This window comes from Nocardia brasiliensis IFM 10847, from assembly GCF_000710915.1.
GTDB classification, from domain to species: Bacteria; Actinomycetota; Actinomycetes; order Mycobacteriales; family Mycobacteriaceae; genus Nocardia; species Nocardia brasiliensis_A.
Genome location: NZ_BAUA01000188.1, coordinates 1 through 26,875 on the forward strand (window position 1 = coordinate 1; position 26,875 = coordinate 26,875).

A 26,875-nucleotide genomic window follows, 5' to 3' on the forward strand; every position below is an offset into this window, starting at 1 on the left:
CCGCGCACGTCGCCGCAGCCGCAGAGCGCGAACAGGGCGACGCACGCCAGCGCCAGCCCGCGCGAGATCGAGGCTGCTCGCATCAGCGCACCACCGGCAGATTGCCCATGACATTGCGCAGGATATCCTGCGCGGCAAGACATTTGAACTCCGGATGGGCCGCCATGGCCGGATTCTCCACCTGGACCGTCACCACTTCCGCTGTCCCCTCACGACCGGGCCGGTACACCGCCTGCCGAACGCAGGCGGGTGCGCTCAGCTCCTGCTCGTCGATGTTCACGATGTTGCCACCACCGAGGTCTATCACGATCGGTTTGGGCGTCTCCGCGGGCGGCGCGGTCCGCTCCAGCCGGACCGCCACTGTGTTGCCACCCGCCCACTTGCAGGAGTGCAATGTGTCGGCATCGCCACGCAACTGGCGGCCGATGCTGAGTTTCGCGACGTCGACGTCCACCAGTGCGCACGGATCGAGCCGGGCCAGTGACCGGCGCACGTCGGGCAGTTTCGGGCCGCCGCCGGCGAGGCGCGGCGCGAACCGCGTCACGGCTTCGTCGGCCACCGAGCACAGTTTGTCCGCGGTACCGCCACCCTGCACCCTGGCGACGACGGCGAACTGCGGTTCGGTCGCGGCGGGCAGCAGCGCGCGCCCGCAGGTGCCCGCCGGCGCCGCGGTATCCCGCAGCACCGGTGCGCCGTCCACCGTTGCGCCGGTTTCCACGAAGCCTTCGGTCCGCGCGATATCGAAGCTGAATTGATAGCCACCGGCCGCCGCACCGCACGTGCCCCACCGGGTGGAGAGCGGTTTCTGTGTCCAGTCGCCCAGCGCGGGCACCAGCGGCTCTTTCATCGCCGCGCAGAGATCCACCGCCCGCAGCTTGGTCAGGTTGAGCGCACCGAGCGAATTCGCCTGCGGCGCGGTCGATTCCTCGTCACCGCCCCAGGCGATCGCACCGGCCACCATGGCGACGACCAGCAGCACGGCACCGGCGAGTGCGCCGATCCGCAGCCGGGCCCGGCGTCGGCGCTCGTCGGTGATCCTGGCCGCGGCGACGAGCTGGCCCAGGCGCGTGTCGAAGTCACCGCCCGGCTGGGCGGGCGGGGCCGCCGCACCGACGGAGGTGAACTGTGTCGCCTCGGGATCGGACCGCAATGCCGACAGCTGCGCGTCCTGTCGCCGGATCGCGTCGTGCACGGCGGCCGGCCACAGCGCGCCGCCGGTCCGCACGCCACCGAGGAAGTCCAGGATCTGGCCGGGCGTCGGCCGCGCCTGCGGATCCTTGGCCAGGCACGGTTCGACCAGCGCGCGGACCTCGGCGGGCAGGCCGGTCAGGTCGGGATCGACATGCACGATGTTGTACAGCGTGGTCGGCAACGACGATCCCGCGAACGGGCTCGTCCCGCCCGCCGCCATGGCGAGCACCGCGCCGAGTGAGAAAATATCGCTGGCGGGCGTCAGCGGCAGTGATTCGGCCTGCTCCGGCGACATGAACGCGGGCGAGCCGATGATCGATCCGGTCCCGGTCAGCTCCGAACGGCCCTCGGCCGCGCGCGCAATGCCGAAATCGATCACACGCGGCCCGTCCTCGGCCAGAATGACGTTGGCGGGCTTGAGATCCCGGTGGATCAGCCCGACGCCGTGGATCGCGTGCAAGGCCGAGGCCAGCCCGATGGCCAAGGTCCGGATCTGGTCGGTGTCGAGCGGGCCGTACTCCTTCACCGCCTTGTCGAGCGGCACACCCGGCACGAATACCGAGGCCAGCCAGGGCATTTCGGAGTCGACGTCGAAATCCACGACGGCGGCGGTGAACGCGCCCGACACCCGGGTCGAGGTCTGCACCTCGCGCCGGAAGCGCGGCAGGAAATCCGCCTCATCCACCAGATGCGCATGCACCTGCTTGATGGCGACCAGGCGGCCGTCGGGCCCGACGCCGAGCAGCACCCGGCCCATCGCCCCGGCCCCGAGCTCGCCGAGCAGCCGGTACCGGCCGATCTGCGTCGGGTCTGCGGGCTCCAGGCGCGTCACCATCAGGACCTCCTCACTGCGTCGACAACTCCGGTCAGGACGGCTTCGGTAGTGGCACAGGCACTGTCGGCCGGCGCCCCGGCGGACGGACGCGCCGAGACGACGATCAGGTCGCCGCGGCCCCCGACGGTGGACCGCACCAGGTGAACCGTCACGCAGGTGCCGTCCTGATCGATCCGGCGGGCCGAGTCGAAGTCGCCGAGTTTGCCACCATCGACGAACAGTGTGGTGTATTTCGGGTCGGTATCGACGCGCTTCGCCTCGGTGAGCCGCACCATGAGTTCGGTGGTGGCTCCGGCCCAGGTGCAGGTGTGCACGTCGCCCGGCGTGGCACGGACGCCGGAGCCGAGCTGTGCGTCCAGGATGCCCGGCGCCACAGCGGCGCACGGATCCATCCGGACCACCGAGGGATCGGGCAGTTTCGCCTGCGGCGGATCCAGGACGAGCCGGGTGGCAACGGCTTTCAGGACTTCGGTCGCCGACCCGCACGAATCACGTTCGGCCGCACTGATCGTCACCTCGACCCCGACCGTGGCCCCGTCGCGCGCGGTGAGCGCGCGGCCGCACGAGCCGGTCTCCGCCGTGGTGTCCAGCACGGTCCGGCCCGCGACCGGCTCGGACAGCGGCTTGCCGGACGCCACCGGGGTGCCGACCCGCACGCGCATCCGGGTCTGCCTGCCGTCCAATTCGATGAATCTGGTTTCGCAGACCGCTGATTCGGTCGGCTCGGCCTCGACCGGCTGCCCCAGGCCGCCGACCACATCGGGACCGAGCAGCGCACAGGTGTCGATGAGCCGCAGCTGCGCGTCGGAAAGCTCCAGCGTGCGATTCGCCAGCGGATCGGGCCTGCTCGGCTGGTCCTCCCGGCTGAGCAGTAGGCCGGTAACAGTGCCCGCGGCCGCCAAGACCAGGACGGTCCCGGCGGCAAGCCAGGTGCGGCCACGCCGTGGCGGCTCGGCGGCCGGATCCCCGCCCGCGGCCGCCCAGCGGTCGGCTTCGGACCGGTCCCGGGTGATCTGCTGCCGCACTGCGCCGGGCCAACCGGAGCGGGCGGGCATCGTCGCCACCGAGTCGATCAGCTGGCGCGGCGTCGGCCGGTGCAGCGGATTCTTGTCCAGGCACGCCTCGACGACCGGGCGCAGCACCGGCGGGATCCGGCTGGTGTCCGGCCGGTCGTGCACCACGTTGTACAGCGTCTGCGGAGCCGACGCGCCGAGGAACGGGCTGTCCCCGGTCGCGGCCATGTACAGCATCGCGCCCACCGAGAAAACGTCACTGGCGGTGCTGAGTTCGAGGCCCGAGGCCTGTTCGGGCGACATGTACGCCGGAGAGCCGACGAGCGTGCCGGTGGTGGTCAGCTGGACGTCGGCCGCCAGCGCCCGGGCGATGCCGAAGTCGATCACCCGCGGACCGTCCGCGGCCAGCAGCACATTCGTGGGTTTGAGGTCACGGTGGATCATGCCCGCGCGGTGGATCTCGATGAGCGCGGACCCGAGTCCGGCGGTGAGCAGGCGCAATCCGCCCAAGGGCAACGGGCCGTGCTGGTCGACGGCCTCGCGCAAGGCCGGACCGGGCACGAAAACCGAGGCCAGCCAGGGATCCTCGGCATCGGCGTCGGCGTCCATCACGGCCGCGGTGTAGGCGCCGGTGACCCGTTGGGACGCTTGGACTTCCAAGCGGAAACGGGCCCGGAACTCGGCGTTCCTGGCGAGGTGGCGGTGGATCATCTTGACCGCGACCAGGCGTCCGTCGGGGGCGCGCCCGAGCAGTACCCGACCCATCGCACCCTGGCCGATGACGGCGATCAACTGGTGCCGCCCCGCGGTGCGCGGGTCGTGCGGGCCGAGCGGTCTCACCGTGCGTCCTCCCCTGAAATGCTTGCCCCGGGATCGTACCGGCGCCGGTGCGAGGCGTCCCCACGAGCGGAATCCGGCCGCGATCCGTGTCGCCGATCGAGGCGAAGCGGCCTGGTAGGGCCTGATTTCCCGGGTATGGGCCGCAGTACTGACGCACTCGGCGCGCTGGTGTGACCTACACCCCCGTAAAGTCGTCTCAGAACAGCACCACACGAAGAACGCGGCACCCCGTGCAGCGCGAGGAGCACCAGTGTCACTCGATCAGCCACTCGCCCCGCTTCCCCAGGAGGGCATCGGCTTTGCCTCGGCGTGGCCCATCCGGGCGGGCGATGTGGACCCCTACGACCGGCTGCGGTTCGACGCCATCGCTCGCTATCTGCAGGACATCGCCTGGGAGAACCTGCACAAGACATTTCTGCACCACTCCGATCCGAACTGGATCGTGCGGCGCACGGTGATCGACGTCATCCGGCCGATCCTGTGGCCGGAGGAAGTACAGCTGCTGCGCTGGTGCTCGGCGATGTCGACCCGCTGGGCGAATATGCGCGTCCGGGTGACCAGCGGCAACGGCGGACTGATCGAGACCGAGGGCTTCTGGATCAACATCAGCGAACTGACCCAGCGACCCGCCCGGATCAGCGACGAGGGCCTGGCCTATCTGGCGCAGACCACCCAGGAGCATCGGCTGCGCTGGCGGCCGTACCTCACCGACACCACCCCGATCGAGTCCGACACCGATATGCCGTTTCCGGTGCGGGCGACCGATATCGACCAGTACAACCACGTCAACAACGCCTGTTACTGGCAGGCGGTGGAACAGTTCCTGGTCGAGTACCCGAAGCTGCTGGCAGGCCCGCACCGCGCGGTGATCGAGTACGTCGCGCCGGTGCTCGCCCGCCAGCACGTCACCGTGCGCAGCCGCTACGAGCCCGGCGACCGGACCGGACGGCCGGTGCTGCGGCTGTGGTTCGTGGTGGGCGGCACCACCACCACGGTCGTGCGCATCATGCCGCTGCCGCCGGAATAGCCCGCGCGCCAGCGGAAGCCGACCGAGCGCCGCGCACCCGATCGGCCCCGGCGCTCAGCCGCGCGCGGCCTTCAGCAGATCCGCCCGCGTGGTGAACTTGACCCGCGGCCGGCCCGCCGCCTTGCCCGCGGCCCGTTCGGCCTGATCGATCGCTCGCCAGCCTTCCCGGTCCACCAGATCGGCCTGCCGTTCGCGCAGCAGCGATTTCAGTGCCGCCCGATCCGCAACGGGTGCACCGAGTTTGCCCGCGGTGAAATCGGCGATGAGATGTTCGACGGTTTCCTCGGCATCGACCCGGTTCGAGCCGATCACGCCGCGTGGTCCCCGCTTGATCCAGCCGCTGACGTACACACCCGGCAGCGGACTGCCGTCCGCCTCGAGCACCCGGCCGTGCTCGTTCGGCACGATGCCGCGGCGCTCGTCGAAGGGCAGGTCCGCGACCGGTGCGCCGCGATAGCCGATCGACCGCAGCACCAGCCCCGTCTCGAGGGTCTCGGTGCGGTCGGTCGCCCTGGCCATCAATTCGCCGCTGTCGGCGAACAATTCGTTGTGCGCGAACTCGATCGATTCGACCTTGCCGGTGCCGTGCAACGCCGTCGGCGAGGCCAGGTAGCGGAAGACGATGCGCTTGTTGCCGTCGTCGCGCATGCCGCCCGCGTACTCCTCGGCGAGGGTGTACTTGAGCTTCAGCGACGGTTCGATGTCCGGGTCGTCCAGCACCGCTTGGCTGGCGTGATCGAGCTCCAGGTCGGCCGCGTCGACGACGACGTCGATGCCGTTGAGGTGCGCCAGCGCGAGGAACTCCGAGGACGTGTACGCCGCCTGCAGCGGGCCGCGCCGGCCGAGCACCACGACCTCGCGAATATTGCTGCGCCGCAGCGCGTCCAGGGCGTGATCGGCGATATCGGTCTTGGCCAGCTCGTCCGGGGACACGGTGAGCACCCGGGCCACGTCGAGTGCGACGTTGCCGTTGCCGACGATCACCGCCCGCTCGCCGGACAGGTCGAACTGCCGCTCGGCGTAGTCGGGATGGCCGTTGTACCAGGCGACGAACTCGGTGGCCGAGTGGCTGCCCGGCAGGTCCTCGCCGGGCACGTCGAGGCGGCGATCGGTGGAGGCGCCCACCGCGTAGATCACCGCGTGGTGGTGACGCAGCAGCTCCTCGTGCGTGACATGCGTGCCGACCTCGACATTGAGGTAGTACTGCAGCGTCTCGCGCCGGAACGCGGACTCGAACAGACCCGAAACCGTCTTGGTGCCCGGATGATCGGGGGCGACGCCGCTGCGGACCAGACCCCACGGGGTCGGCACCCGGTCGAACATCTCGATCTCGACATCGGCCCGGCGCAACAGCTCGTCGGCCGCGTAGCAGGCGGCGGGACCGGCGCCGACGATCGCGACCCGCAACGTGCCGAGATCCTTCGGCGGACGTGGCGGGGTGACGATCGGGTCGAAGTTGGATTCCAGCGGATGCCGTTCGAAGTACGCGGCGTTGATATCGCGGTATCGGGCCAGCGACGCGGTCAGATCGTCCTCGGAGAAGATGGCCTCCACCGGACACGCGTCTACACACGCCCCACAGTCGATACAGGTGTCGGGGTCGATGTAGAGCATCTCGGTAGTCGCGAACTCCGGTTGGTCCGGGGTCGGACGGATGCAATCGACTGGGCACTCGGAAACGCAGCTGGCGTCGTTGCAACAACGCTGCGTGATGACGTAGGCCATATTGTCAAGATCCTCGAAGATGTACGTGGGCTGTAGGCCACCCGGTGGGCAGAGGTGGACAAAAACGGCGCGTCGCAAAACCATCGCGATGTGACGCCGCTTTCAGTTTGCCTCGAGTGTGGTCGAGGCCATGCGACTGGAGGCCTTACGGTATCTCCATGGTGCGGACTCTGATCCTCATGCGGCACGGAAAGTCGGCGTATCCCGACGGTGTCGGCGACCACGAACGCCCGCTCGCGCCGCGCGGGCAACGCGAAGCGGGATTGGCCGGCGAATGGTTGCGCCGGACCCAGCCACCGATCGACGCGGTGCGCTGTTCCACCGCGACCCGGACCAGGCAGACGCTGACGGCCACCGGCATCACCGCGCCGGTCGTCTACGAGGCGGGCATCTACGAGGCCTCGCCGCAGAGCTTGATCGAATTGGTCCAGCTCAGCGACGAGGAGGTCGCGACCCTGCTGGTAATCGGGCATGCGCCCGGAATGCCGTGGACGGCATGGGAGTTGGCGGGCAACCGCGGTTCGGCGCCGGCGATCGAACTCAGCCGGAAGTTCCCTACCTCGGCGCTCGCGGTGCTCGAGTTCGACCGGCCGTGGGCACAGGTCGACCCGGGAGTAGGGGAGCTGGTGCGCTTCCACATCCCGCGCTGAACGGCGCCGGCTCAGCGGAGCAGCTTGCCGCCGACCACCACGACCGCGCCGAGCACGACCAGCAGCACGAAGGCGGCGAATCCGCCGATCAGCCACCACACGAGCGCGACCGCGAGCACCACCGGCGCGACCGCGATCGCGGTGATCACGGGGCTTTCCTTGACCGTCGCCCAGGCCGAGCGGGCCCTGATCCGGTCGATGTCCTTACCTGGCATGTGACCAGGGTAGGCCCGATCCCGGGACTTTGTCGGCGACCGGTGCCATGCTCTGGCAATGGATTGGAAAATCGAGCTCATCGCGATCCCGGTCACCGACGTGGATCGCGCGAAGGACTTCTACACCAGCATCGGCTTCAACGCCGACCACGATCACCGGGTGGCTGAGAACGTGCGTTTCGTGCAGCTCACCCCGCCCGGCTCGGGCTGTTCCATCTGCATCGGCGAAGGGGTCACCGACGCGGCCCCCGGCAGCGTCGTCGGCGTGCAGATCGTCGTCGCCGATGCCGAGGACGCCTACAAACAACTGACCGCCGCGGGCGTCGCCGCCACCCCGGTCGAAGAACTCGCCTGGGGCAAGTTCACCTATTTCGCCGACCCCGACGGCAACAAATGGGCTGTCCAGGAACTCCCGAACTACGGCTGAGCGCCAGGGTCGGCGTTCAACCGAGCTGCTTCAGATCGATGGTCAGCGGGCACGGCGACGACGTGGTGAAGGTGCCGGTCACCTCACCGTCGTCGACGTAGCCGAGTTCTTCGGTGAGCCGGAAGGCGACCAAGCTCAGCGGCTCGCTCAGGTCGATGATCCAGTAGTGCGGGATGCCCGCGTCGGCGTACTCGCTCTTCTTCATGACGAAGTCGGTGCGCCGGGAGCCCGGCGAGACGATTTCGACGACAACGGCGACGCCGGACGCGCGAAGGATGTCCCGTTCGTCTTTAACACGGACGAGTTCGGATCGGTCGACTACCACCAGGTCCGGCCGCCGGACCGTGGCAGGACCGTCAGCGGGAACCAATTGGAGGTCGATATCGACATCGGGCACGACCGCCAGTTCAGGAGGCAGCTGCGCTCGCACCTGGCTGTAGAGCTCGGCACCAGCGATATTGTGCTGCGGTTTCGGCGACGGCGAAATGGCGAGAACCCCCTCTTGCAACTCGTGGCGTACCAGCTCGTCCTCATCGAGTGCCAAATAGTCGGCAATCGTCAGCAGCCGCCACGGTTCCGGAAGTGCCGTCACCCTCGCTCCTCAGCTCGCCCCACCCGGTCGGCTCCAGTGTCCCACGCAAAGTACCCGATCGGATGGAGGCTGTCGGGGGCTTCGGCAGAATGGGGTTGCTTGGAGTGCACTCCAGGTGACTAGCGTCGACGGTGTTCAGACGGGAAGGCGAGTGTCGTGAGTGAAAGCGCGCGGAGCGAACGGGACAGCGACTGGGAGACGCCGCGGTATTCGATCGGGGAGGTGTCCGAGCGCTCGGGACTGACCCGGGACACGTTGCGGTGGTACGAGCGGATCGGGCTGATGGACTACATCGGCCGCGATCACACCGGCAAGCGACGGTTCAGCAACCGCGACCTGGAGTGGCTCACCCTGATCGGGCGGCTGCGCACCACCGGCATGTCGGTGGCGGACATGGTCCGGTACGCGGAGCTGGTGCGCGAAGGGGAATCCACCTTCCCCGAGCGGCTGGCGATGTTCCGCAAAACGCGTGCCGAAGTACTCGCCAAGATCGATGAACTCCACCAGACCGTGGCCGTGCTGGACTACAAGATCGACGTGTACGAGGGCAAAGCACAGCCCGTGCGCCCGGCCCCGGTCACCGCGCAGGAGAGCGAAGGGATCAGGGTATGACCGGTAACACGCTGCCCACCACCACGTTGGGCGCCACTGGGATCGAGGTCGGCGGGCAAGGGCTCGGCTGCATGGGGATCAGCGCCTTCTACGGCAGCACCGACACCGTGGAGGCACGGGCGATGCTGGACCACGCGCTCGAGCTCGGCGTCACGCTCTTCGACACGGCGGACGTGTACGGCGCGGGACGCAACGAGGAATTCCTCAGCGAGTTCGTCCGGAAGAACCGTGAACAGGTGGTGCTGGCAACGAAATTCGCGATCTACACCAAACCCGACGACCCGGCCTTCCGTGGTATCGACAACTCCCCCGCCTACATTCGGCGCGCCGTGGAGGCCAGCCTGCGCCGACTCGGCATCGAGACCATCGACCTCTACTACATGCATCGCCGCGATCCCGCCGTACCGATCGAGGAGACCGTCGGCGTGATGGCCGAACTGGTTGCGCAAGGCAAGGTCCGGGCCCTGGGCCTGTCCGAGGTGACCGGGCCGGAACTGCGCGCGGCGCACGCCGTGCATCCGATCGCGGCGATCCAGTCCGAATGGTCGGTGTTCTCCCGCGATGTCGAGCGGACGGCAGTGCCCGCGGCGGCGGAACTGGGCGTCACCTTCGTCCCGTATTCGCCGCTGGGCCGCGGCTTCCTGGCCGGATCGTTCTCCTCCGCAAAGGAATTGGCGGACGAGAAAGACGTCCGGCACAACATGCCCCGGTTCAACGGCGACAACGCGGCGCACAATGTCGAGTTGCTGGCGCCGCTGCGCCGGATCGCCGACGCGCGCGGGGTGACGCTCGCGCAGGTCGCGCTGGCGTGGGTGCACAGCAGGGCGGCGGTGCACGGTGTGCCGGTGGTCCCGATCCCGGGGACCCGCAAGCGCACTCGGCTGGCGGAGAACGTGGCCGCCGCTACCCTGGATTTGCGCGAGGACGAATTGGCCACGCTGGACCCCATCGCCGACCAGGTAGCCGGAAATCGTTACGCGGACCTGTCTTTCAGTTCCGCAGGCCGCGAATAGCAATTACCACAACAGATCAGGAGTACGACGTGTCCACCCTGACACTCAATGTCCGCTTCACCGCCAAGCCGGGCCGGGAGGCCGACCTGCGCGCGGTGCTGGAGAACCTGGTCGGGCCGACCGTCGCGGAGCCGGGCTGCCTTCGCTACGAGCTGTACCTGCATCCCACCGACCCGGCCAAGGCCGTGCTGCTGGAGGAGTGGGTCGACGCCGACGCGTTGGCGGCGCATTTCGAGACCCCACACCTGAAGCAGGGCGCGGCCGCATTGGACGACATCCTGGCCGAACCGTTCCAGTTGCGGCGGTTCACCGAGATCTAGGTCCGCGCCGAACCGGCGGCCCGGCCGCACCGATCGCGGTGTCGCCGGGCCGTTGTCGTACCCGGGCTCAGTGGCAGGTGCGCCCGCCGAGCGACGCGCTGATCACCGCGGGCGGCGTCCAGCCCGCGAGGAGATTCGCCCGCTCCTGCGGGGTGAGATCCTGCCGGGCCCAGATGCGGTGCGCGCTGCGGCGGCAGGCGGCGACCAGCGTGGGTGCGGTGCGATTGCGGAACCTCATGGCATTCTCCTTCGACGAACTTCCCATTCTTGTGCCGGGCACCGACTTCGCGGGAGGTTCGCGCGACGATCTCTACGAGTTCTGTACAGCGCTGTAACAATGTGCGGACCCCGGTCCGCTTGAGCGTCACCCCCCGGCACGCCCGGCCCTGAATGGGGCTAGCATCCATGAAGGTGAAGCCCGATGAACCGCATGACCGCGTCTGGATCGACAAGCAGACGCCCGGCGTGTATCGCACCCTCGTGAAGGTCGCCAACGAAGTGCGTGCCGCGGCCGCCGCGGCCGGCCTGGACCGCAAGCTCGTCGAGCTGATCAACATGCGCGTCTCCCAGCTCAACGGCTGCGCCGTCTGTCTGGATGTGCATCAGCGTGCCGCGCTCGCCGCGGGGAATACCGCACAGGAACTCGCGGTTCTGCCCGCGTGGGACCGCACGGATCTGTATTCACCGCTCGAACGGGCCGTCCTCCGGCTGGCCGAGGTCACTACGACCCTGCCGGACGAGGACACCGTGGACCGGGCGTACGCCGCGGCCCGCGAGGTCCTGACCGACGATCAGCTGTCCGTCGTCGTCTGGACGGCCACCACGATCGGCGCGTTCAATCGCGTGTCGATCCTCAGCAAGCACCCGGTACGCGCAGCGAAGGAGAAGTCGACCATGACCACAGCCACTCCCGAAGCCAAGGTCGTCCGCAACGACGAGAAGCACCGCTACGAGGTGACCTACGGCGGGGAGCTCGCCGGGTTCGCCGAGTACGAGGAGCGCGGCGACGAGACGGTGTTTACCCACACCGAGATCGACGGCGCGTTCTCCGGCAAGGGGCTCGGCAGCGTCCTGGCCGAGCACGCCATCGAGGACACCGTCGAGCGGAAGCGGACGATCCGGCCGCTGTGCCCGTTCATCAAGGCCTACCTGGACAAGCACCCGCAGTACGACGCGCATGTCGTCGGCAAGGGGATCACTCGGTGAATCGGCGCAGCGCACGAACCGAGGTCGCGGTGTCGGGAACGGCGGAGCTCAGCGACAGCGAGGCGCGGCCGTGAGCGACTTGGAAGTCCATCCCGAGGAAGCGCGGTGCGAACCGGAGCCCGGCCCGGGCCCGGTCGCGGAGTTCTATCCGGCTCGGGAGGTGCCGCTCGGCGGCGTGCGTGGCGTGTTCGTGGAACGCGTACTGCCGCAACGGGATCTGCCGACCGTGGGCGCGTGGTGTTTTCTCGATCATTTCGGCTCGCCCACGGTCACGACGACGGGCGCGTCGCCGGATATCGATCCGCACCCGCACATCGGCCTGCAAACGGTGACCTGGCCGTTCGACGGTCGGATCCGGCACCGTGACTCGGTGGGCTCCGATGTCGAGATCGAACCGGGGCAGCTGAACCTGATGACCTCCGGGCGCGGCATCGCGCACTCGGAATACGGGGTCGCGGGCGCGCACACCGGGCACGGCCTGCAGTTGTGGATCGCCTTGCCCGGCAACCGAACCGGGATCGCCCCGCATTTCGAGCAGCACCGCGAGCTGCCGGTCTATCGGGCGGACGGCATCGAAGCGGTGGTGCTGATCGGCACGCTGGCCGGGCTGACCTCACCAGCGACCGCATACACGCCGATCGTGGGCGCGGATGTCCGGCTGGCGGCGGACACCGAGGTCACCCTGCCGGTCGAGGCCGCCTTCGAGCACGCGGTGCTGGTGATCGACGGCGACGTGACGATCGACGGCACCCCGTTGACGGCGGGACCACTGCTGTATCTGGGCACCGAACGGACCGAACTGACGCTGTCCAGCACGGCGGGCGCGCATTTCGCGCTGATCGGCGGCGAGCCGTTCGGCGAGGAACTGGTCATGTGGTGGAACTTCGTCGCGCGCAGCCACGACGAGATCGTCGCCGCCCGAAACGATTGGGAGAACCACGATCTCGCGCGGTTCGCCGATATCGCCGGCCACTCACCGGACCAGCGCATTCCGGCACCGCCGCTGCCCGCGCTGCATTTGAAGCCGCGCAAGCGCCGGATCGGCCCGGCCCGCGGCTGATTCCGGCGCGGGCGCCGGGTCACGGTGCGGCGGTGAAGAATTCGTAGCTGTGGCCGTCCGGGGCGAGCACATAGACGCCCCGGCCGCCCGCGAGCTGGTTGACCGCCCGATCCCAGCCGTGCTCGACGCCGGACCCGAAATCGACCTCGGGTCGGCGCGCGAGCCGCCGCAGCAGCGCGTCGAAGGTGTCGTCGTCGACCAGGAAACCGTAGTGGCCGGGCACGACGGTCGCGCGGTCGTCGAAGTCGAAGGTGAGGTCGTCGTTGACCCGCACCGGCGCGAAGGGACCGACCTGCCCGCCCACCGTCAGACCGAGCAGATCGGCGAAAAATGTTGCGGCGGCGTGCCGGTCGGCGGCAGGCACGATCGTGTGATTCAGGACTACGCGCACGACTACCTCCGAGAAGTATGCGATATGCACACGATAATACATGCGATACGCATGCGACTGATAGTTGCGAGCTAGGCTGGCGGCATGAGCAGAAGGGCGATCGAACGCACCGGAAGCGCCACCGACGGCGGGCCCGCACTGTTCCAGCTGGTGCGATTCTGGTCCCGGCGCTGGATCAATCGGACCTCGACGGACCTGCCCGACGAATTGCGCAGCGCCCAGCATGTACAGGTGGTCGAGGCGGTCGCGGCGACCGTCGAACAGGGCGGCGAGGCCACCATCGGCACCGTGGCACATCAACTCGGCCTTGACCATTCGGGCGCGAGCCGGATGGTGCGCGATGCCGGCGCGGCGGGCTATCTCTCCCGCACCGCCGCCGCGCACGACCGCCGCAAGACCTCTCTCGCGCTGACCAGCGACGGCGAGCAGTTGCTCACCGAGGCCCACGCCTGGCAACGCCAGGTCTTCGCCGACCTCACCGCGGATTGGGACGACGCCGACCGCAAGCGATTCGCCGGATATCTGCGCAGGCTCAGCGAGCAGTTGCCGCGCTGAACCGAGTTGCGTTGCGCTCGAGGCTCTTCAGCTACGGGACCGCAGCGGGTATCGTGCCCGATCGAACACCGCGCAGGGGGCAGCGCCAGGAAAGAGCACGATGAGCATCTTCAGAATCTCCGCGACGACACTGTCGGCCATGGCGGCCACCGTCCTCACCGCGGGCGCCGTCCACGCGGGTCCCGCCGACACACCCGACGGACCGCTCGATGTGCGCGGCACCTTCCAAGACATCGCCTACCAGGTCGCGGCCTCCCCGGACCGGCGGGCCGCCGTCACGACCATCGCGGACGGCCGTTTCGACGTGATCCGCGACGGACGGGTGGTCACACTCAGCGATCGCGACGGCAATATCGTTGCCGCACTGCCGATGGCGCTGCGCGTCGGCGACCGGCGGGTCGAACTGCGGCCCGTGGTCACCGACGCCGGACACCGCCTCGTGATCGACCCGGTCGGCCTGTCGGACGTGCCGCTGCGCGATGTCAGCGCCCAGGAGCGGTTCTTCGCCGAGGTCGAGAAGAACATGCCGATCGTGTTGGCGGGCGCGGGCATCGGCGCCGCGGTCGGCTTCGTGCTCGGCTTCCCGCTCGGTCTGTTCGTGCTCGACTTCATCACGGTGCCGATCACGACGGTGCTCGGCGCCGCGATCGGCGCGGCGGCGGGCCTGGCCATGGCAGGCGGCCAGCCCGCGATCGACGCGGCCATGGACTACGTCTCCGGCGCACCCTGAACCACCGCGAGCGCCGTCAGAGCGCGCTATCCGGGAGTTCGGCGAGCTGGACTCACCACGTCACGGGTAGTTCGTGGACGCCGTACACGACCATGTCGTGCTTGAACTCGAGATCGTCCAGCGCAACCGCCAGCCGTAGCGTCGGGATCCGCCGGTAGAGCGTGCGGTAGACCACCTGCAGTTCGACCCGCGCGAGCGCCTGACCGAGACACTGGTGGATGCCGTAGCCGAACGCGAGGTGATGGCGCGCCTCGCGGGTCACGTCGAGCCGGTCGGGGTCGCAGAACCGCGCCGGATCGCGGTTGGCCACGCTGTCCGCGGTGATCAGCCCGTCGCCCTGGCGGATCCGCTGCCCGCCGACCTCCATATCCTCCAGTGCCACGCGCCGCCGTCCGCTGTGCGAGATGGTGAGGTAGCGCAACAGCTCCTCGACCGCGTTCGCCACCAGTGCGTCGTCACCGTCGCGGACGGCGGCGAGCTGATCCGGATGCTCCAGCAGCGCGGCGGTGCCCAGGCCGATCATGTCGGCCGTCGTCTCGTGCCCGGCTACCAGCAGCAACAGCCCCATAGACGCCGCCTCCGCGACCGTCACCGCGCCGGCGGCGACCTGTTCTGTCGCAAGCCGACTCAGCAGGTCGTCGCCGGGGTCGGCGAGCTTGTCCCGCACCAGTCGGCCGAGGTAGTCGAGCAATGTCTGCATCGCGGCGAGTGATTCGGCTGCGGGCGTATGGCTCGCGGTCAGCACCTTGCTCACCCGGTGGAAGAAATCCCGGTCGGCATACGGCACGCCGAGCAGTTCACAGATCACCAGCGAGGGCACCGGAAGCGCGAACGCCTCCACCAGGTCGGCCGGTTTCGGGCCCGCGAGCAGATCGTCGATCAGGTCATCGACGATCTGCTGGATCCGCGGCCGCAACCGTTCTATCTTCCGCACGGTGAAGTCGGCGGTGAGCAGGCCGCGCTGCGCGGCATGTTCCGGGTTGTCCATGGTGATGAACAATTTCGCCCGGGCGGGACCGGCCTTGATCCCCGGCGACTGCGCCGGATACCCGTCCCGGGCCGAATCGGCGCTGACGCGCGGATCGGCCAGCAGCGCACGGACATCCGCGTACCGGGTGAACAGCCACGGCTCGCCGTCGTCCCAGATCCGCACCTTGGACACCGGCTCCTCCCGCTGCCTGCGACAGAGCTCGGGTGGCGGGTCGAACGGGCAGCGTCCGCGCGCCATCGGGTACTGGCGTGCTTCGGACCGAACCTCCGGCATCGCAGTCCTCCTACAGAAATTCACCGAACGATTGTTTTGACAATTACCGAACAAATGCGCGCGCGATACTCGGTGCCTGCATTGTGTTGGGCATACCCAATGACCTGCACGCACATTTAGTCGGTATATCGCGTGCTTTCGAGATGGATGTCGTATGTGGCCTTCACCACGGTCTGAACTCCGGTGAGAAACCGCAGGGCTCGGTCGATCTGATCGAGGTCGGCATCGAGCTTGCGCAATGCTGCCGGCAGGGTCTCGGTGGCTTCGACAAGGACGAGGATATTTTGGTTTGCGATCTCGATCGCGCGGGCTGTCGCGTCTTCGCGGGTGAACCCTGCCGATCGTTCCAGGACGGCTACCGCATTCTCCGTATCGCCGCAGCGGAGTTCCTTGTCGTAGGAGAAGACGTCGTTGATCATGATGATGACGTCCAATGCTGCCCGGCGTAGGCGAAGCATCGCGGGGCTGGTGTGCACTACCGGCGAGAGTTCGCAGTCATCGGTCAATTCGATGAAATCCAGCAGCGGGTCGGACACTATATCGAGTCGTCGATGGGCGAGGTAGTCCTCGATGCTGGTCGATCCGCCCGTCGCGCGAGCGGCCGAGTGATGGGCGAAACCGGTAAGGCCCGCGGCGAAGTGTTCGCTGAATCGATGGAACCAGATCGCCGACGCGCTGCCCCGGAATCGGCGCATCATGTCGGCGAGCGCCCGAGCCAACGGCACCTCGGAAGTTTCTCGGAAAGCCGCTGGTGCGCAGATGATCTCGATCATGCCCTCGACTGAGGCTGCCACCGCCCCGGGCAATGCGCCCAGGCGGCCGTTGAATTCGTCGTCGTAGAGAAAGCCCCAGCAATTCCAGTCGGTGACCAGTGCCAGATCGTCTACACCGGCGTGTGGATAGAGACGGCCGATAATGAGCGGAAGGTCGGCGCCGATGTCCGCGGTCGCCGCCGGGGCGATCCCCATGGTGTCGATCCATTCTCGATGCAGCTTACGAACCAACTCTGTTCGCGGGTTGCGGGCGCTGGGGAAGGGGATGCGCAAACCGTCGACTGCTTGTCCTGCATCCACCGACATTGTGGTTCTCCAATCTATTCGGACAGCTCGGATGGTTACAGGGATCGGCGCGCCACAACACGGAGGCGGAGATTGCGGGGGGTCAAGGTCGCTTTGACAGCAGGCTCGAGAGATTGGCCCGGAAGCGGCGTCAGGCGCCACTGGCCGACAATAGCGATCAATGCCATCGTCGCTTGGGTGACGGCGACGCGGTCGCCGATACACTTGCGGGCTCCGGCACCGAACGGAATGAAGGCAGCGCGATCAGGCTTGGTGTTTCGCCAGCGCTGCGGATCGAAACGATCGGGATCGTCGTACAAATCCGGTCTGCGGTGAATGATGTAGGGACTGTAGGCCAGCGTGGTCCCGGCCCGAATCCGGAAGCCGCCCAACGAAGTCTCCTTCGCGGCTGTGCGGGTGAGCAGCCAGGCCGGCGGATAAAGCCGGAGAGTCTCGGTGATGACATTACTTGCCATTTCCATGTCGGTCAGACGCTCGAATGTCATCGGTTCACCGGCCAGGACGTCTTGTATTTCCTGATGAAGCCGGTCCTGGATTTCGGGGTGACGGGCGAGCAGGTGCAGAGCCCAGGCCACGGTGCTCGCGGTCGTCTCCGTCCCGGCGCCGAAGAAGGTGGTGATCTGGTCGACCAGTTCGATATCCGTCAGCCGATCGCCGCTGTCCGGGTGTTCCGTGGCATCGACGGCCTCCTGCAGGAAAGCCAGTAGGTCGCTGTGGTGGTTGTCGTCCGCACGACGTCTGCCGACGGCGTCGGCTACCGCACTCCGTAACCGTTTGTTCGCCTGGTCGAAGCGCCGGTTTCCCAGCAGAGCGAAGTGGTTGAGGAACCGGGGTGTGATCATTCGCCGGAACGCTCCCTCCACCACCGTGACCAGGTCGGCAATGATCTGTTCCGATGTCTCCGGCAGGGTATTGGCGAACATTGTCAGCACGGCCGTGCCTGCTGTCATTGCCATCAATTCTCGGTCGACGTCGACGATTTGGTCGTCATGCCAGGAACTCGCTATGTCTTTCGCCGCGGACGCGAACACCGCGCCGAACTCGGGGAGCCGGTCCGGATGAAACGCCGGCTGGCACAGACGACGCTGACGTCGATGCCTGCTGTGCGGGCAGGTGATCAAACCATCACCGATCACCTCGGCAGCTTTGTCCATGACCGGTCCACCCTTGTCGTAGGTGCTGTCCTCCAACAGAACCTGCCGGGTGAGTAGCGGATCGCACACCATCACCATCGGGAGGGACCCGATTCGTATCGTCGTCACATCGCCATACGCGGGAAGTGCCGAGATGAACGCCAACGGATCCCGCAGCAGCGCTAACGAATGCCCGACCATCGGCAGCGCTCCTGGAACAGTCGGAATCGCCTGATTTTCCGAACCGCCGTTCGGCAGTTCTCGGTGCTGGCTGAATACTGCTCGCATCGTGGCTCGGACTCCTACTGAATCATCGGTTGCGGTTGATAGCCGACGAACCAAGAATTCTCAGCTCGAACAGGTCGATAAAACTGGGCAGTGCCGCCATGGCCGCGAGTCGATGCTGCTCGGCCAGTTGCCGTGCCGCGGTCATGCCGCCCGCTTGCTCGACCAACTCGGCAACACGGGCCAAGTCGGCCTTGCTCAGCACTCGGTCGTCGAAATACAGACCTGCCAGCTCGGCTGCCGCGGGATGGTCCGATTCGAGCGCTGCGACAATCGGAAGAGTTCGTTTTCGCCGAGCGAGATCGTTGCCAGGTACTTTTCCGGTAGTGGCCGCATCGCCCCAAATGCCCAGCAGGTCGTCGATGATCTGGAATGCGATGCCCGTCTCCCGGCCGTAGGTTTCCAACGCCGCCACGCTGGCGTCGTCGGCCCCGGCGTACAACCCGCCCAGCGCGCACGCGGCCCCGAGCAAAGCGCCGGTCTTGCCGGACGCCATCAACAGGTAGTCGGCGACATCGACCCCACCGCCATGCTCACAGGCGCAGTCGACATGTTGGCCCGCGCACAGGTCCAAGGCCGTCGAGGCCATCAGCGCAACCGCTGGTCCCGCAACGCGGTCCGGACTGCCGAGGAGGACGCGAGTCGACAAAGCATGCAACGCGTCACCCAGCAGCACGGCGTCACTGACACCCCACACGCGCCACACCGTCGCCCGGCCACGACGCAGCTGGTCGCCATCCATCACATCGTCGTGAATGAGCGTGAAATTGTGCAGCAGCTCCACCGCTGCCGCCGCCGGCGCCGCCACCGCGGCATCGGCCCCCCACGCTCGCGCCGACGCGAAAGTCAGTGCGGCACGCAACCCCTTCCCCTGTGTCGAGCCCGTAGGACGGCCCTCGACATCCCACCACCCGAAGTGATACCCGGCCATTCGTCGCAGCGGGGCCGCGAGCCCGTCTACTGCCTCGCGCAACAGCGGCTCGACCTGTTCGCGTGCGGCGTCGAGGAGCGCGCTGGCATCCAGTTCCGGTGCGCCATTCCGAGAGCGCTGCCCGCTCACCGGAAAGCGCATACACGACGGCACCGCGGTCATATCGATTTCCTATCGCGATATCTCAGGGCAAATGAATTGACTGACGATAAAGCCAATGGTTGCCGTCGCGGGGGAATCTGTCAAGACCAGTGAGACCTATGCAACCGAGGCTCCGGACGTAGGCGGTGTCCGGAGCCTTTCGGCATGATGTTGTCGCTACCCGCAGCCCACGTCGGCCGGTAGCCTCGGGAGCTACCGGCTGGAACTACCAACGCGGCCAACGATTTCCGAGCGCGCAGCCCGCGGTTCCAGGGCAAAACCCGAACCGGAACCCGTGGCCGCGCTCGCCGAGATCGCCACAGCCGAAGGAGTTTCGGGGGCTCAGCATGGCTACCATCGAGGCCGCCGCGCCGTCGGAACAGATGGCCATGCTGGACAGCGAACGGTGAGTGCGGCCGCCGGCTACTGGCGGCGCGGCCGGATCACCGCGGTGAATGCCGCGGTGGCGACGGATTTTCCGGAGGTGTCGGTGATGTTCACCGGCACCTCCAGCTCGATCGCCACCTTGGCGGCGATATCCGCGCGCACCTGCTGCAAGGTGTCGCCGGAGACTTCGGAGGTGGCGAGAAACGGCCCCGCATCACCTTTGGCGCGGGCCCGGTATTCGATCCGCCCGTCCCTGGCCACGATGAAGGTCTCGCCCATCAGGTCGACGATCCCGGACACCGACGCACCCATCGCCGCGGTCTCGGCCAGCCCGAACAGCACCGCGGCGTGCAAGTCCCCGTTGTGGTTCAGATGTTCCTCGCGCGGCGCCATACGCACCACGTTGCGACCGGCATCGAACTCGACGCCTTCGATCCCCGTGAACTGGATGAACCCCAGCTTCTGGAATCCCGCCATCACCAACTCCCCCATGGCCGCGCTGTCCATCGCATCTCCCGCCGAACTCCAGAACTGAAACGTGTTCTATTTACATACTCCGGCCGAGTGGGCGTTGTCTACGGTGTAGCGGGATTGTCTACGACGTAGTTTCGCCTCATGCCGGTCAGCGGTGCCGCGGAGTCGGCAGTTCGTAGCCGCGTTCGGCGAGGATGGCGCGCAACAGGTCTGGGCGGTTGGTGATCAAGCCGTCGATGCCGAGGTCGAGCAGGGCCGTCATGGTCGGCCGGTCGTCGACCGTCCATGGAATGACACGCATGCCCTGCCGGTGCGCGGCATCGACCAGGTCTGCGGTCGTGAAGGGCTGGTAGGCCGGATCTTCGATGCTGCCGCCCTGCGGGTCGCCGTGCACGGGGGACACGGCATCGGCGCCGAAAGAGGCCGCGGCGGCTACATATTGCCGCTGGAGCGAGCCCGGGAAGTCGTCGATATCCAGGCCGCCCAACCACGGCGAGGCGCCCGGTTGAGCCGCTTGCAAAAACTGCTGACCGTTCGTCAAGGCGACGAGCGGCAGCTCCGGAGCCACCTCGCGCATGCGCATCAGCGCACCCCAGTCGAAACTCTGGATGGTGACCTGACTTTCGATGTGCGCGCGATGCACCTCCGACGCGACGACCTGACCGAACTGCTCACGTGGGGCGGTCTGCTCCGGTGCGCCCGCCTCCACCTTCGTCTCGATGTTCAACCGCACATCGTCGGCGTGATAGCTGCGCACCAGATCGAAAACCTCGGAAAGCAAAGGCATGCGCGCGCCCGGCGCGGTGCGCTGCTCCGGGAAGGCAGCCAAACGCTGTGTGCCGCAGTCGATCGTCCGTACCTGCGCCAAGGTCAGGTCTCGGATGTATCGGGTGCCTGGCACATACGGGAACTTCGGGTCACCGAGAAATGCGGGAAAGGTGTCGATGCATTTGTCCGGGTTGGGATCTCGATCGTGGGTCACCACCGGGTAGCCGTCCGCGGTGATCTGCACATCCAGTTCCAGGGTGCTGACGCCGAGTTCCAGCGCGTTCGCGAAAGCGGGCAGGGTGTTCTCCACGACCAGGGCCGCGCCACCCCGGTGCGCCTGCAGATCGAACTGGCGACCGGGGCCGTCGGCGGTGGCCGGGCCTGCCGCCAGCACACCGGTGCACAGGGCCAGCACCACCGATACCGCACACGCATGCCGCATCCGTCCATCATGGCCGTCGCCGACCACACCGCGGTGACAACCGGATGAATCTCTGCCGATCAGGGCTCCAGCACCACTTTGCCGGTCGTCGCGCGCTGCTCGAGCGCGGCATGCGCGGTGGCGGCCCGGGCCAGCGGGAAAGCTTGCACCGCAGGCACCATGCGTCCTCGTGCCGCGGCGGCCAGGGCGCGTTCCTCTTCGGCGCGGACCTGTCGAGGCTTGGCCAGCAACAACGCCAAGGCGTCGATGTACGTGATGCCCTGTTCCCGAAGCTTTTCCACATCGGGCGCGAAGGTCCCGCGTGAAGCGTTCCCGTAGGTGAGGTACCGGCCGCCGGTACCGAGCAGATCTATTGCCGCCCGGCCTTTTTCACCTTGCACACCGTCGAGGACGACCGTTACGCCGCCCGCCGCCCGCCGAACTTCGTCCGCCCAGCCCGGCTCGTTGTAGTCGACGACTAGATCGGCTCCGAGCGCGTCCACCGCGGCGACCTTCGCCGCCCCGCCCGCCGCGCCGACGACCCGGGCACCGAGATTGCGCGCATGCTGCACGAGCAGCCTGCCGATCCCGCCCGCCGCCGAATGCACCAACACCACATCATCCGAGGTGAGTTCGGCGATGTCGAGCACTTCGACCGTGGTGGTCCCGGTGACGATCATGGCGACCGCCGACGCGAAATCGAGTTCGGCCGGAATCCGGTGCAGCATCGACACTTCCGCGACCGCCAGCTCGGCGTATCCGCCGGACGCGCTCCGCGATGTCACCACCGGAACGCCCACCCAGTCGCCGGCTACGCCCGGGCCGACGGATTCGACGATTCCGGCCACCTCGCCGCCGAAGATCGCAGGCAGGTCCGGCAGCGGCGGGCCGATCGGAAGACCCTCGCGCATCACCGTTTCGATCAGATGCACGCCGGCCGCGCGCACTTCGATACGCACCTGCCCCGGGCCGGGAATCGGATCCGGGACCGTTTCGTAGCGCAGGTTCTCCGCGGGACCGAAAGCGTGTAGGACTACGGCGTGCACGATGCCTCCTCGGCAGTTCGACTACTCGTCGAAGACAGCGTGCAACCTGAACGTTAGTTCATGTCAATGGCGCGGGATCAGTCCCGGTCCCGGTCCGCCGCATGCTCCGGATAGTCGTCGCCCCGGTCGCGTACGTCGTCCCAGACCGCGAGCACCACGATGCCCGCCAACAGCAGCGGGCCGAGCACCGCCGCGACAATGCATTCCATGACCCGCCCGCTCAGGACGGTCCGCCAGGCCTTCTCATCAGCTGCGATAGGACGGCGACGCCGGCGCGCGCCCCCTTTCGACCGTAACCCCGCGAGATCGTGATGTGCGACGTGGTGTAGTCACCGAGATCGAAGATCTGGTGGTCGGTCATGAAACGGCTCGCTTTCAGCAACGGAGGGAACACATTTCGGCTGAGGCCACCAGCCGCAGTACCCGCGCGCCCACAGCCAAACCCCATCAGCTGAAAATATTCTCACAGAAACTATTCCCCCCGAAGTAAACTTCTGGTCACGCTTCGGACCCGAAGGCTAGAGCTCTTCGACGGGAGGGCGGGTGGGGTCGGGGTGGGAGATGAAGGGAACCAGCCATTCGAGGCGGGGGCGGGTGGGAGCGTCGTATTCGAGGTAGACGGCTTGGTGGTAGTCGAAATGCTCGAGGAAGCCTTGGAGTTTGCGGTAGGCGGATTCGCGGTGCGGCGTTGCGGCACAGGTTTTTTCGGCTTCCAGGACGAGTAGGCGGTGGTCGGGGCCGCCGCCGCGCGGGTCGTGCACGATCAGGTTCGGGTAGACGTCGTCGGCGCGGCCGTCCGGCACGCGCAGATATCGCTCCCGGATGACCTGCAACCCGCGCTCGTGGAAGAGGTTGCAGTCGACGTCGGCCCGCCACAACCCGGCCCACGTCTCCAGCCGTAGGTTGAGCGCTGCGGCGATGTGCGCCACCACCGTTCGCGCATGCGCCCCGTTCTCGATCAGATCAGGACAGTTCTTCCACACCGACCGAATCGCGTCCCGCACGACCTCACGCACGACATCGTCGGCCACCGGAGCCGTCATCCCGCAGATCATGCCACCAGATCAGGCGCCGAAGTGCCCGATCTCGCCGACAACCTGGATAAGCTGAGGGTGCCCTACGGCAGAACATTGATGAAGTCGAGCCCTGCTGTCTGTACCGCCCGAAAATGGTTGTCGGCGGTGGCTATGTCCTGGACGCCGAGTCGTTCTGCCACGGCAATAAGCGAGGCATCCGCAGCCCCCAGCGGAAAGCTCGCGAACTGCTGCATGAGTTCGATGATCCGGGTCGTGTCTTTGGGGTCGAACTCCTCGCGAAAGACACCATCGCGCACAGCCTGCATGAACTGGATCTCAGCCTGAGCGCCTGCGTACTTCTGCAGAAGGTAGGTGACCTCGGCGACTACGTACGGAGTCACGATGAACTCATCGGAGCGAGTCGACAAGAACGCACGCATCTCTACGTGCCGTTTGTCCTTGCGGTTCATCACTGCGACGAGCACATTGGCATCGACGATCAGTGTCACTGCGTCTCGTAGAGTTCGTCGTCCATCCTGTCGCTGAGATCTTCAGGGCCGTCGAACGACGGCAGGGCCGCCAGCCGATCGCTCGCCCCGCCGCTGACCAGACGCAGCAATGCCTCGCGCGCCGCAGGTGCAGCGTCGGGTCGTAACTGTTCGACCAGACGATGCAGCTCAGGGTAATGATCGTAGGCCACGCTCATACCGTAAGAATACCGTGAAACGAGAACCGGCCCGCTCCAGACGGAGCGGGCCGGTCGTGTGTACCGGACTAGCGGTAGTCGCTGAAACCGTAGTCGTCGAGCGGGACTGCGGCGCCGGTGGTTTGGCCGAAGCTGTCCGGGCTGTAGTAGGTGTCGTCGTAGGACGGCACCGCGTACGCGGCGGCACGGGCTTCTTCGGTCGGCTGCACCTGGATGTTGCGGTACCGGTTGATGCCGGTACCGGCCGGGATCAGCTTACCGATGATCACGTTCTCCTTGAGGCCGATGAGCTTGTCGGAGCGGCAGTTGATGGCCGCGTCCGTCAGCACTCGAGTGGTCTCCTGGAAGGACGCCGCCGACAGCCACGAATCGGTCGCGAGCGACGCCTTCGTGATACCCATCAGCACCGGGCGGCCGGCCGCCGGCTCGTTGCCCTCGGCGACGACGCGACGGTTGGAGGCCTCGAACTCGGAACGCTCGGTGAGCGAACCGGGCAGGAACTCCGTGGCACCCGAGTCGATGATCGTCACGCGACGCAGCATCTGGCGCACGATGACCTCGATGTGCTTGTCGTGGATCGACACACCCTGCGAGCGGTAGACCTCCTGGACCTCGTGGACCAGGTGGATCTGCACCTGACGGGGACCCATGATGCGCAGCACCTCGTGCGGATCCGCCGCGCCTTCCAGCAGCTGCTGGCCGACCTCGACGTGGTCGCCGTCGGAGAGCAGACGCTCGGTGCCGTCGTCGTGCTTGAAGACACGCAGCCGCTGCCGCTTCGAGAGCTTGTCGTAGACAACCTCTTCGCCACCGTCATCCGGGATGATGGTGATCTTGTAGAAGCGATCGTCGTCCTCGAGCCGCACCCGGCCGGAGACCTCGGCGATGGGCGCCTTGCCCTTCGGCACACGAGCCTCGAAGAGCTCCTGCACACGGGGCAGACCGCCGGTGATGTCATCGCCCGCGACACCACCCTGGTGGAAGGTACGCATGGTCAGCTGGGTACCGGGCTCACCGATGGACTGCGCGGCGACGATGCCGACGGCCTCGCCGATGTCGACCAGCTTGCCGGTCGCCATGGAGCGGCCGTAGCAGGTCGCACACACGCCGGTGCCGGTGGTGCAGGTCAGCACGGAGCGGACCTTCACCTCGGTGATACCCGCGTCGAGCAGCGCCTCGATGGCCGGGTCGCCGAGGTCTGCGCCCTTGCCGACGACGACGTTGCCGTTGGCGTCGACCGCGTCGGACGCGAGCGTCCGGGCGTAGGCACTGGTCTCGACGTGCGCGTCGCGGATGATGGTGCCGTCCGGCTGCTTCTCCGCGATCGGCACCACGATGCCGCGCTCGGTGGCGCAGTCGTGCTCGCGCACGATCACGTCCTGCGAGACGTCCACCAGACGACGGGTCAGGTAACCCGAGTCGGCGGTACGCAGCGCGGTGTCGGCCAGACCCTTACGCGCGCCGTGGGTGTTGATGAAGTACTCCAGCACCGTCAGGCCCTCACGGAAGGAGGACTTGATCGGCCGCGGGATGAACTCACCCTTCGGGTTCGTCACCAGGCCCTTCATACCGGCGAGGGTACGAGTCTGGGTGAAGTTACCGGTGGCGCCCGAGTCGACGATCGTGATGATCGGGTTGTCGGCCGGGTAGTGCGCCCGCAGCGCGCGACCGACTTCTTCGGTCGCTTCCTGCCAGATCTTCACCAGGGCGTTGTTGCGCTCCTGGTGATCGAGCGCACCACGCTGGTACTTCTTCTCGATCTGGTCGGATTGCGCCTCGTAGCGCTCCATGATCTCGGTCTTCTCCGGCGGCACGAGCACGTCGGACATGGAGACCGTGACGCCGGAACGGGTGGCCCAGTAGAAGCCCGCGTCCTTCAGCTTGTCGACGGTCTGCGCGACCACGATCATCGGGTAGCGCTCGGCCAGATCGTTGATGATCGTGGCCTGACGCTTCTTCGGCATCTGCTCGTTGATGAACGCGTAGTCCGCCGGGAGCAGCTCGTTGAAGAGCACGCGACCGAGGGTGGTCTCCGCGATCCACGCGTCACCGCGCTGCCAGCCCTGCGGGAACTGCGCCGCCTCGATGTCCTTCGGCGGGCGCTGCTCGGTGAGCCGCACCTTGATCAGCGAACGCACGGTGAGCTCACCGCGGTCCACCGCCATCTGCGCCTCGGCGGGCGAGGAGTACACGCCGAACTCGGCGGAATCCTTTGCGGCCGGCTTGTATTCGCCCTTGCCGCCCTCTTCGAGGCGGGTCAGGTAGAACAGGCCGGTCACCATGTCCAGACGCGGCATGGCCAGCGGGCGACCCGAGGCCGGCGACAGGATGTTGTTCGAGGACAGCATCAGGATGCGGGCCTCGGCCTGCGCCTCCGCGGACAGCGGCAGGTGCACGGCCATCTGGTCACCGTCGAAGTCGGCGTTGAACGCTTCACAGACGAGCGGGTGCAGCTGGATCGCCTTACCCTCGACGAGCTGCGGCTCGAACGCCTGGATGCCGAGGCGGTGCAGGGTGGGCGCGCGGTTCAGCAGCACCGGGTGCTCGGCGATGACCTCTTCGAGGACATCCCACACCTGGGGACGCTGCCGCTCGACCATCCGCTTGGCGGACTTGATGTTCTGCGCGTGGTTCAGGTCGACCAGGCGCTTCATCACGAACGGCTTGAACAGCTCCAGCGCCATCAGCTTGGGCAGACCGCACTGGTGCAGCTTCAGCTGCGGGCCGACGACGATGACCGAACGGCCCGAGTAGTCGACGCGCTTGCCGAGCAGGTTCTGGCGGAACCGGCCCTGCTTGCCCTTGAGCAGATCGCTCAGCGA

29 protein-coding genes and 1 pseudogene are annotated in these 26,875 nt (G+C 67.2%); 11 read left to right on the top strand and 19 right to left on the bottom strand.

All coding sequences use genetic code 11. The features are described 5' to 3' along the window. Positions 1 to 82: 82 nt before the first annotated feature. Both NBRGI_RS45715 and NBRGI_RS36795 read right to left on the bottom strand, forming a co-directional pair. On the bottom strand, positions 83 to 2,026 hold the full coding sequence (locus NBRGI_RS45715) for a serine/threonine-protein kinase (RefSeq protein WP_051728315.1): 1,944 nt from the start codon (positions 2,024 to 2,026) through the stop codon (positions 83 to 85). Further along, positions 2,026 to 3,879 carry a serine/threonine-protein kinase gene (locus tag NBRGI_RS36795; RefSeq protein ID WP_051728316.1) on the bottom strand — a complete coding sequence of 618 codons (1,854 nt, stop codon included), beginning with the start codon at positions 3,877 to 3,879 and terminating at the stop codon, positions 2,026 to 2,028. Before NBRGI_RS36795 ends, NBRGI_RS45715 begins: the two co-directional genes overlap by 1 nt. Positions 3,880 to 4,129: 250 nt before the next feature. Between NBRGI_RS36795 and NBRGI_RS36800 the strand changes: the two genes are divergently transcribed. Continuing rightward, complete coding sequence (locus NBRGI_RS36800) at positions 4,130 to 4,906, top strand: acyl-[acyl-carrier-protein] thioesterase (RefSeq protein ID WP_029901866.1); 777 nt, start codon at positions 4,130 to 4,132, stop codon at positions 4,904 to 4,906. A 54-nt stretch (positions 4,907 to 4,960) separates the two neighbouring features. On the opposite strand, the gene NBRGI_RS36805 is transcribed toward NBRGI_RS36800, so the two are convergent. Continuing rightward, positions 4,961 to 6,631 carry an FAD-dependent oxidoreductase gene (locus tag NBRGI_RS36805; RefSeq protein ID WP_029901867.1) on the bottom strand — a complete coding sequence of 557 codons (1,671 nt, stop codon included), beginning with the start codon at positions 6,629 to 6,631 and terminating at the stop codon, positions 4,961 to 4,963. 158 nt (positions 6,632 to 6,789) lie between these two features. Between NBRGI_RS36805 and NBRGI_RS36810 the strand changes: the two genes are divergently transcribed. After that, on the top strand, positions 6,790 to 7,281 hold the full coding sequence (locus tag NBRGI_RS36810) for a SixA phosphatase family protein (protein WP_029901869.1): 492 nt from the start codon (positions 6,790 to 6,792) through the stop codon (positions 7,279 to 7,281). 11 nt (positions 7,282 to 7,292) lie between these two features. Here NBRGI_RS36810 and NBRGI_RS36815 read toward each other — a convergent pair whose 3' ends face one another. Continuing rightward, positions 7,293 to 7,496: a hypothetical protein gene (locus NBRGI_RS36815; protein ID WP_029901871.1), complete on the bottom strand. Its 204-nt coding sequence runs from the start codon at positions 7,494 to 7,496 to the stop codon at positions 7,293 to 7,295. A 58-nt stretch (positions 7,497 to 7,554) separates the two neighbouring features. Between NBRGI_RS36815 and NBRGI_RS36820 the strand changes: the two genes are divergently transcribed. After that, positions 7,555 to 7,923, top strand: a complete 369-nt coding sequence (locus tag NBRGI_RS36820) for a glyoxalase superfamily protein (protein WP_029901873.1) — start codon at positions 7,555 to 7,557, stop codon at positions 7,921 to 7,923. 16 nt (positions 7,924 to 7,939) lie between these two features. On the opposite strand, the gene NBRGI_RS36825 is transcribed toward NBRGI_RS36820, so the two are convergent. Further along, positions 7,940 to 8,515, bottom strand: coding sequence for a Uma2 family endonuclease (locus NBRGI_RS36825; protein ID WP_029901875.1), 576 nt, complete (start codon positions 8,513 to 8,515; stop codon positions 7,940 to 7,942). A 156-nt stretch (positions 8,516 to 8,671) separates the two neighbouring features. Here NBRGI_RS36825 and NBRGI_RS36830 point away from each other — a divergent pair, with 156 nt between their 5' ends. Genes NBRGI_RS36830 through NBRGI_RS47820 form a run of 3 tightly spaced genes read left to right on the top strand, consistent with a single transcriptional unit; the run spans position 8,672 to position 10,460 of the window. Further along, a complete protein-coding gene (locus tag NBRGI_RS36830; RefSeq protein ID WP_029901877.1) occupies positions 8,672 to 9,127 on the top strand; it encodes a MerR family transcriptional regulator in 456 nt (151 codons plus the stop codon). Further along, on the top strand, positions 9,124 to 10,140 hold the full coding sequence (locus NBRGI_RS36835) for an aldo/keto reductase (protein WP_029901879.1): 1,017 nt from the start codon (positions 9,124 to 9,126) through the stop codon (positions 10,138 to 10,140). The genes NBRGI_RS36830 and NBRGI_RS36835 overlap by 4 nt, the downstream gene beginning before the upstream one ends. A gap of 29 nt (positions 10,141 to 10,169) precedes the next feature. Next, a complete protein-coding gene (locus NBRGI_RS47820) occupies positions 10,170 to 10,460 on the top strand; it encodes a putative quinol monooxygenase (protein ID WP_029901881.1) in 291 nt (96 codons plus the stop codon). 67 nt (positions 10,461 to 10,527) lie between these two features. Here the strand turns inward: NBRGI_RS47820 and NBRGI_RS48565 are convergent, their stop codons facing one another. Continuing rightward, positions 10,528 to 10,698 (bottom strand): hypothetical protein, encoded by a 171-nt coding sequence (locus tag NBRGI_RS48565; RefSeq protein ID WP_162836689.1) that lies wholly within the window; start codon positions 10,696 to 10,698, stop codon positions 10,528 to 10,530. A gap of 167 nt (positions 10,699 to 10,865) precedes the next feature. Between NBRGI_RS48565 and NBRGI_RS50025 the strand changes: the two are divergent. The 3 genes and pseudogenes from NBRGI_RS50025 to NBRGI_RS36860 all read left to right on the top strand — a co-directional run. Continuing rightward, positions 10,866 to 11,333: pseudogene (locus tag NBRGI_RS50025) on the top strand (carboxymuconolactone decarboxylase family protein); the annotation flags it as partial. 21 nt (positions 11,334 to 11,354) lie between these two features. After that, entirely contained in the window at positions 11,355 to 11,666 is a 312-nt protein-coding gene (locus NBRGI_RS50030) for a GNAT family N-acetyltransferase (protein ID WP_244467348.1), read from the top strand. 70 nt (positions 11,667 to 11,736) lie between these two features. Then, positions 11,737 to 12,726, top strand: coding sequence for a pirin family protein (locus tag NBRGI_RS36860; protein ID WP_029901885.1), 990 nt, complete (start codon positions 11,737 to 11,739; stop codon positions 12,724 to 12,726). Positions 12,727 to 12,745: 19 nt separating this feature from the next. On the opposite strand, the gene NBRGI_RS36865 is transcribed toward NBRGI_RS36860, so the two are convergent. Continuing rightward, positions 12,746 to 13,117 (bottom strand): VOC family protein, encoded by a 372-nt coding sequence (locus tag NBRGI_RS36865; RefSeq protein ID WP_029901886.1) that lies wholly within the window; start codon positions 13,115 to 13,117, stop codon positions 12,746 to 12,748. A gap of 84 nt (positions 13,118 to 13,201) precedes the next feature. On the opposite strand from NBRGI_RS36865, the gene NBRGI_RS36870 reads away from it, so the two are divergent. Both NBRGI_RS36870 and NBRGI_RS36880 read left to right on the top strand, forming a co-directional pair. Further along, entirely contained in the window at positions 13,202 to 13,672 is a 471-nt protein-coding gene (locus NBRGI_RS36870) for a MarR family winged helix-turn-helix transcriptional regulator (protein WP_029901889.1), read from the top strand. A gap of 100 nt (positions 13,673 to 13,772) precedes the next feature. Continuing rightward, entirely contained in the window at positions 13,773 to 14,402 is a 630-nt protein-coding gene (locus NBRGI_RS36880; RefSeq protein WP_029901891.1) for a hypothetical protein, read from the top strand. A gap of 52 nt (positions 14,403 to 14,454) precedes the next feature. Here the strand turns inward: NBRGI_RS36880 and NBRGI_RS36885 are convergent, their stop codons facing one another. The 12 genes from NBRGI_RS36885 to rpoC all read right to left on the bottom strand — a co-directional run. Beyond that, positions 14,455 to 15,666 carry a cytochrome P450 gene (locus NBRGI_RS36885; protein ID WP_029901893.1) on the bottom strand — a complete coding sequence of 404 codons (1,212 nt, stop codon included), beginning with the start codon at positions 15,664 to 15,666 and terminating at the stop codon, positions 14,455 to 14,457. A 116-nt stretch (positions 15,667 to 15,782) separates the two neighbouring features. Continuing rightward, positions 15,783 to 16,745: a terpene synthase family protein gene (locus tag NBRGI_RS36890; RefSeq protein ID WP_148311100.1), complete on the bottom strand. Its 963-nt coding sequence runs from the start codon at positions 16,743 to 16,745 to the stop codon at positions 15,783 to 15,785. Positions 16,746 to 16,780: 35 nt separating this feature from the next. Then, complete coding sequence (locus NBRGI_RS36895) at positions 16,781 to 18,166, bottom strand: cytochrome P450 (protein ID WP_051728317.1); 1,386 nt, start codon at positions 18,164 to 18,166, stop codon at positions 16,781 to 16,783. 22 nt (positions 18,167 to 18,188) lie between these two features. Further along, positions 18,189 to 19,256, bottom strand: coding sequence for a polyprenyl synthetase family protein (locus tag NBRGI_RS36900; RefSeq protein ID WP_029901899.1), 1,068 nt, complete (start codon positions 19,254 to 19,256; stop codon positions 18,189 to 18,191). 402 nt (positions 19,257 to 19,658) lie between these two features. After that, positions 19,659 to 20,129: a PaaI family thioesterase gene (locus tag NBRGI_RS36905; RefSeq protein ID WP_029901901.1), complete on the bottom strand. Its 471-nt coding sequence runs from the start codon at positions 20,127 to 20,129 to the stop codon at positions 19,659 to 19,661. A 115-nt stretch (positions 20,130 to 20,244) separates the two neighbouring features. Continuing rightward, positions 20,245 to 21,306: a glycerophosphodiester phosphodiesterase family protein gene (locus NBRGI_RS36910; protein ID WP_029901903.1), complete on the bottom strand. Its 1,062-nt coding sequence runs from the start codon at positions 21,304 to 21,306 to the stop codon at positions 20,245 to 20,247. 59 nt (positions 21,307 to 21,365) lie between these two features. Beyond that, complete coding sequence (locus tag NBRGI_RS36915) at positions 21,366 to 22,331, bottom strand: zinc-binding dehydrogenase (protein ID WP_029901905.1); 966 nt, start codon at positions 22,329 to 22,331, stop codon at positions 21,366 to 21,368. Between the two features lie 77 nt (positions 22,332 to 22,408). Further along, positions 22,409 to 22,540, bottom strand: a complete 132-nt coding sequence (locus NBRGI_RS49750; RefSeq protein ID WP_267466997.1) for a hypothetical protein — start codon at positions 22,538 to 22,540, stop codon at positions 22,409 to 22,411. Positions 22,541 to 22,849: 309 nt separating this feature from the next. Then, positions 22,850 to 23,374: a hypothetical protein gene (locus NBRGI_RS36930; RefSeq protein WP_148311101.1), complete on the bottom strand. Its 525-nt coding sequence runs from the start codon at positions 23,372 to 23,374 to the stop codon at positions 22,850 to 22,852. Positions 23,375 to 23,448: 74 nt separating this feature from the next. Beyond that, a complete protein-coding gene (locus tag NBRGI_RS36935) occupies positions 23,449 to 23,856 on the bottom strand; it encodes a type II toxin-antitoxin system VapC family toxin (RefSeq protein WP_029901909.1) in 408 nt (135 codons plus the stop codon). Next, on the bottom strand, positions 23,853 to 24,053 hold the full coding sequence (locus NBRGI_RS36940) for a hypothetical protein (RefSeq protein ID WP_029901911.1): 201 nt from the start codon (positions 24,051 to 24,053) through the stop codon (positions 23,853 to 23,855). The genes NBRGI_RS36935 and NBRGI_RS36940 overlap by 4 nt, the downstream gene beginning before the upstream one ends. A gap of 68 nt (positions 24,054 to 24,121) precedes the next feature. Then, the coding region (rpoC, locus tag NBRGI_RS36945) for a DNA-directed RNA polymerase subunit beta' (RefSeq protein WP_029901914.1) at positions 24,122 to 26,875 on the bottom strand (2,754 nt) is incomplete at its 5' end.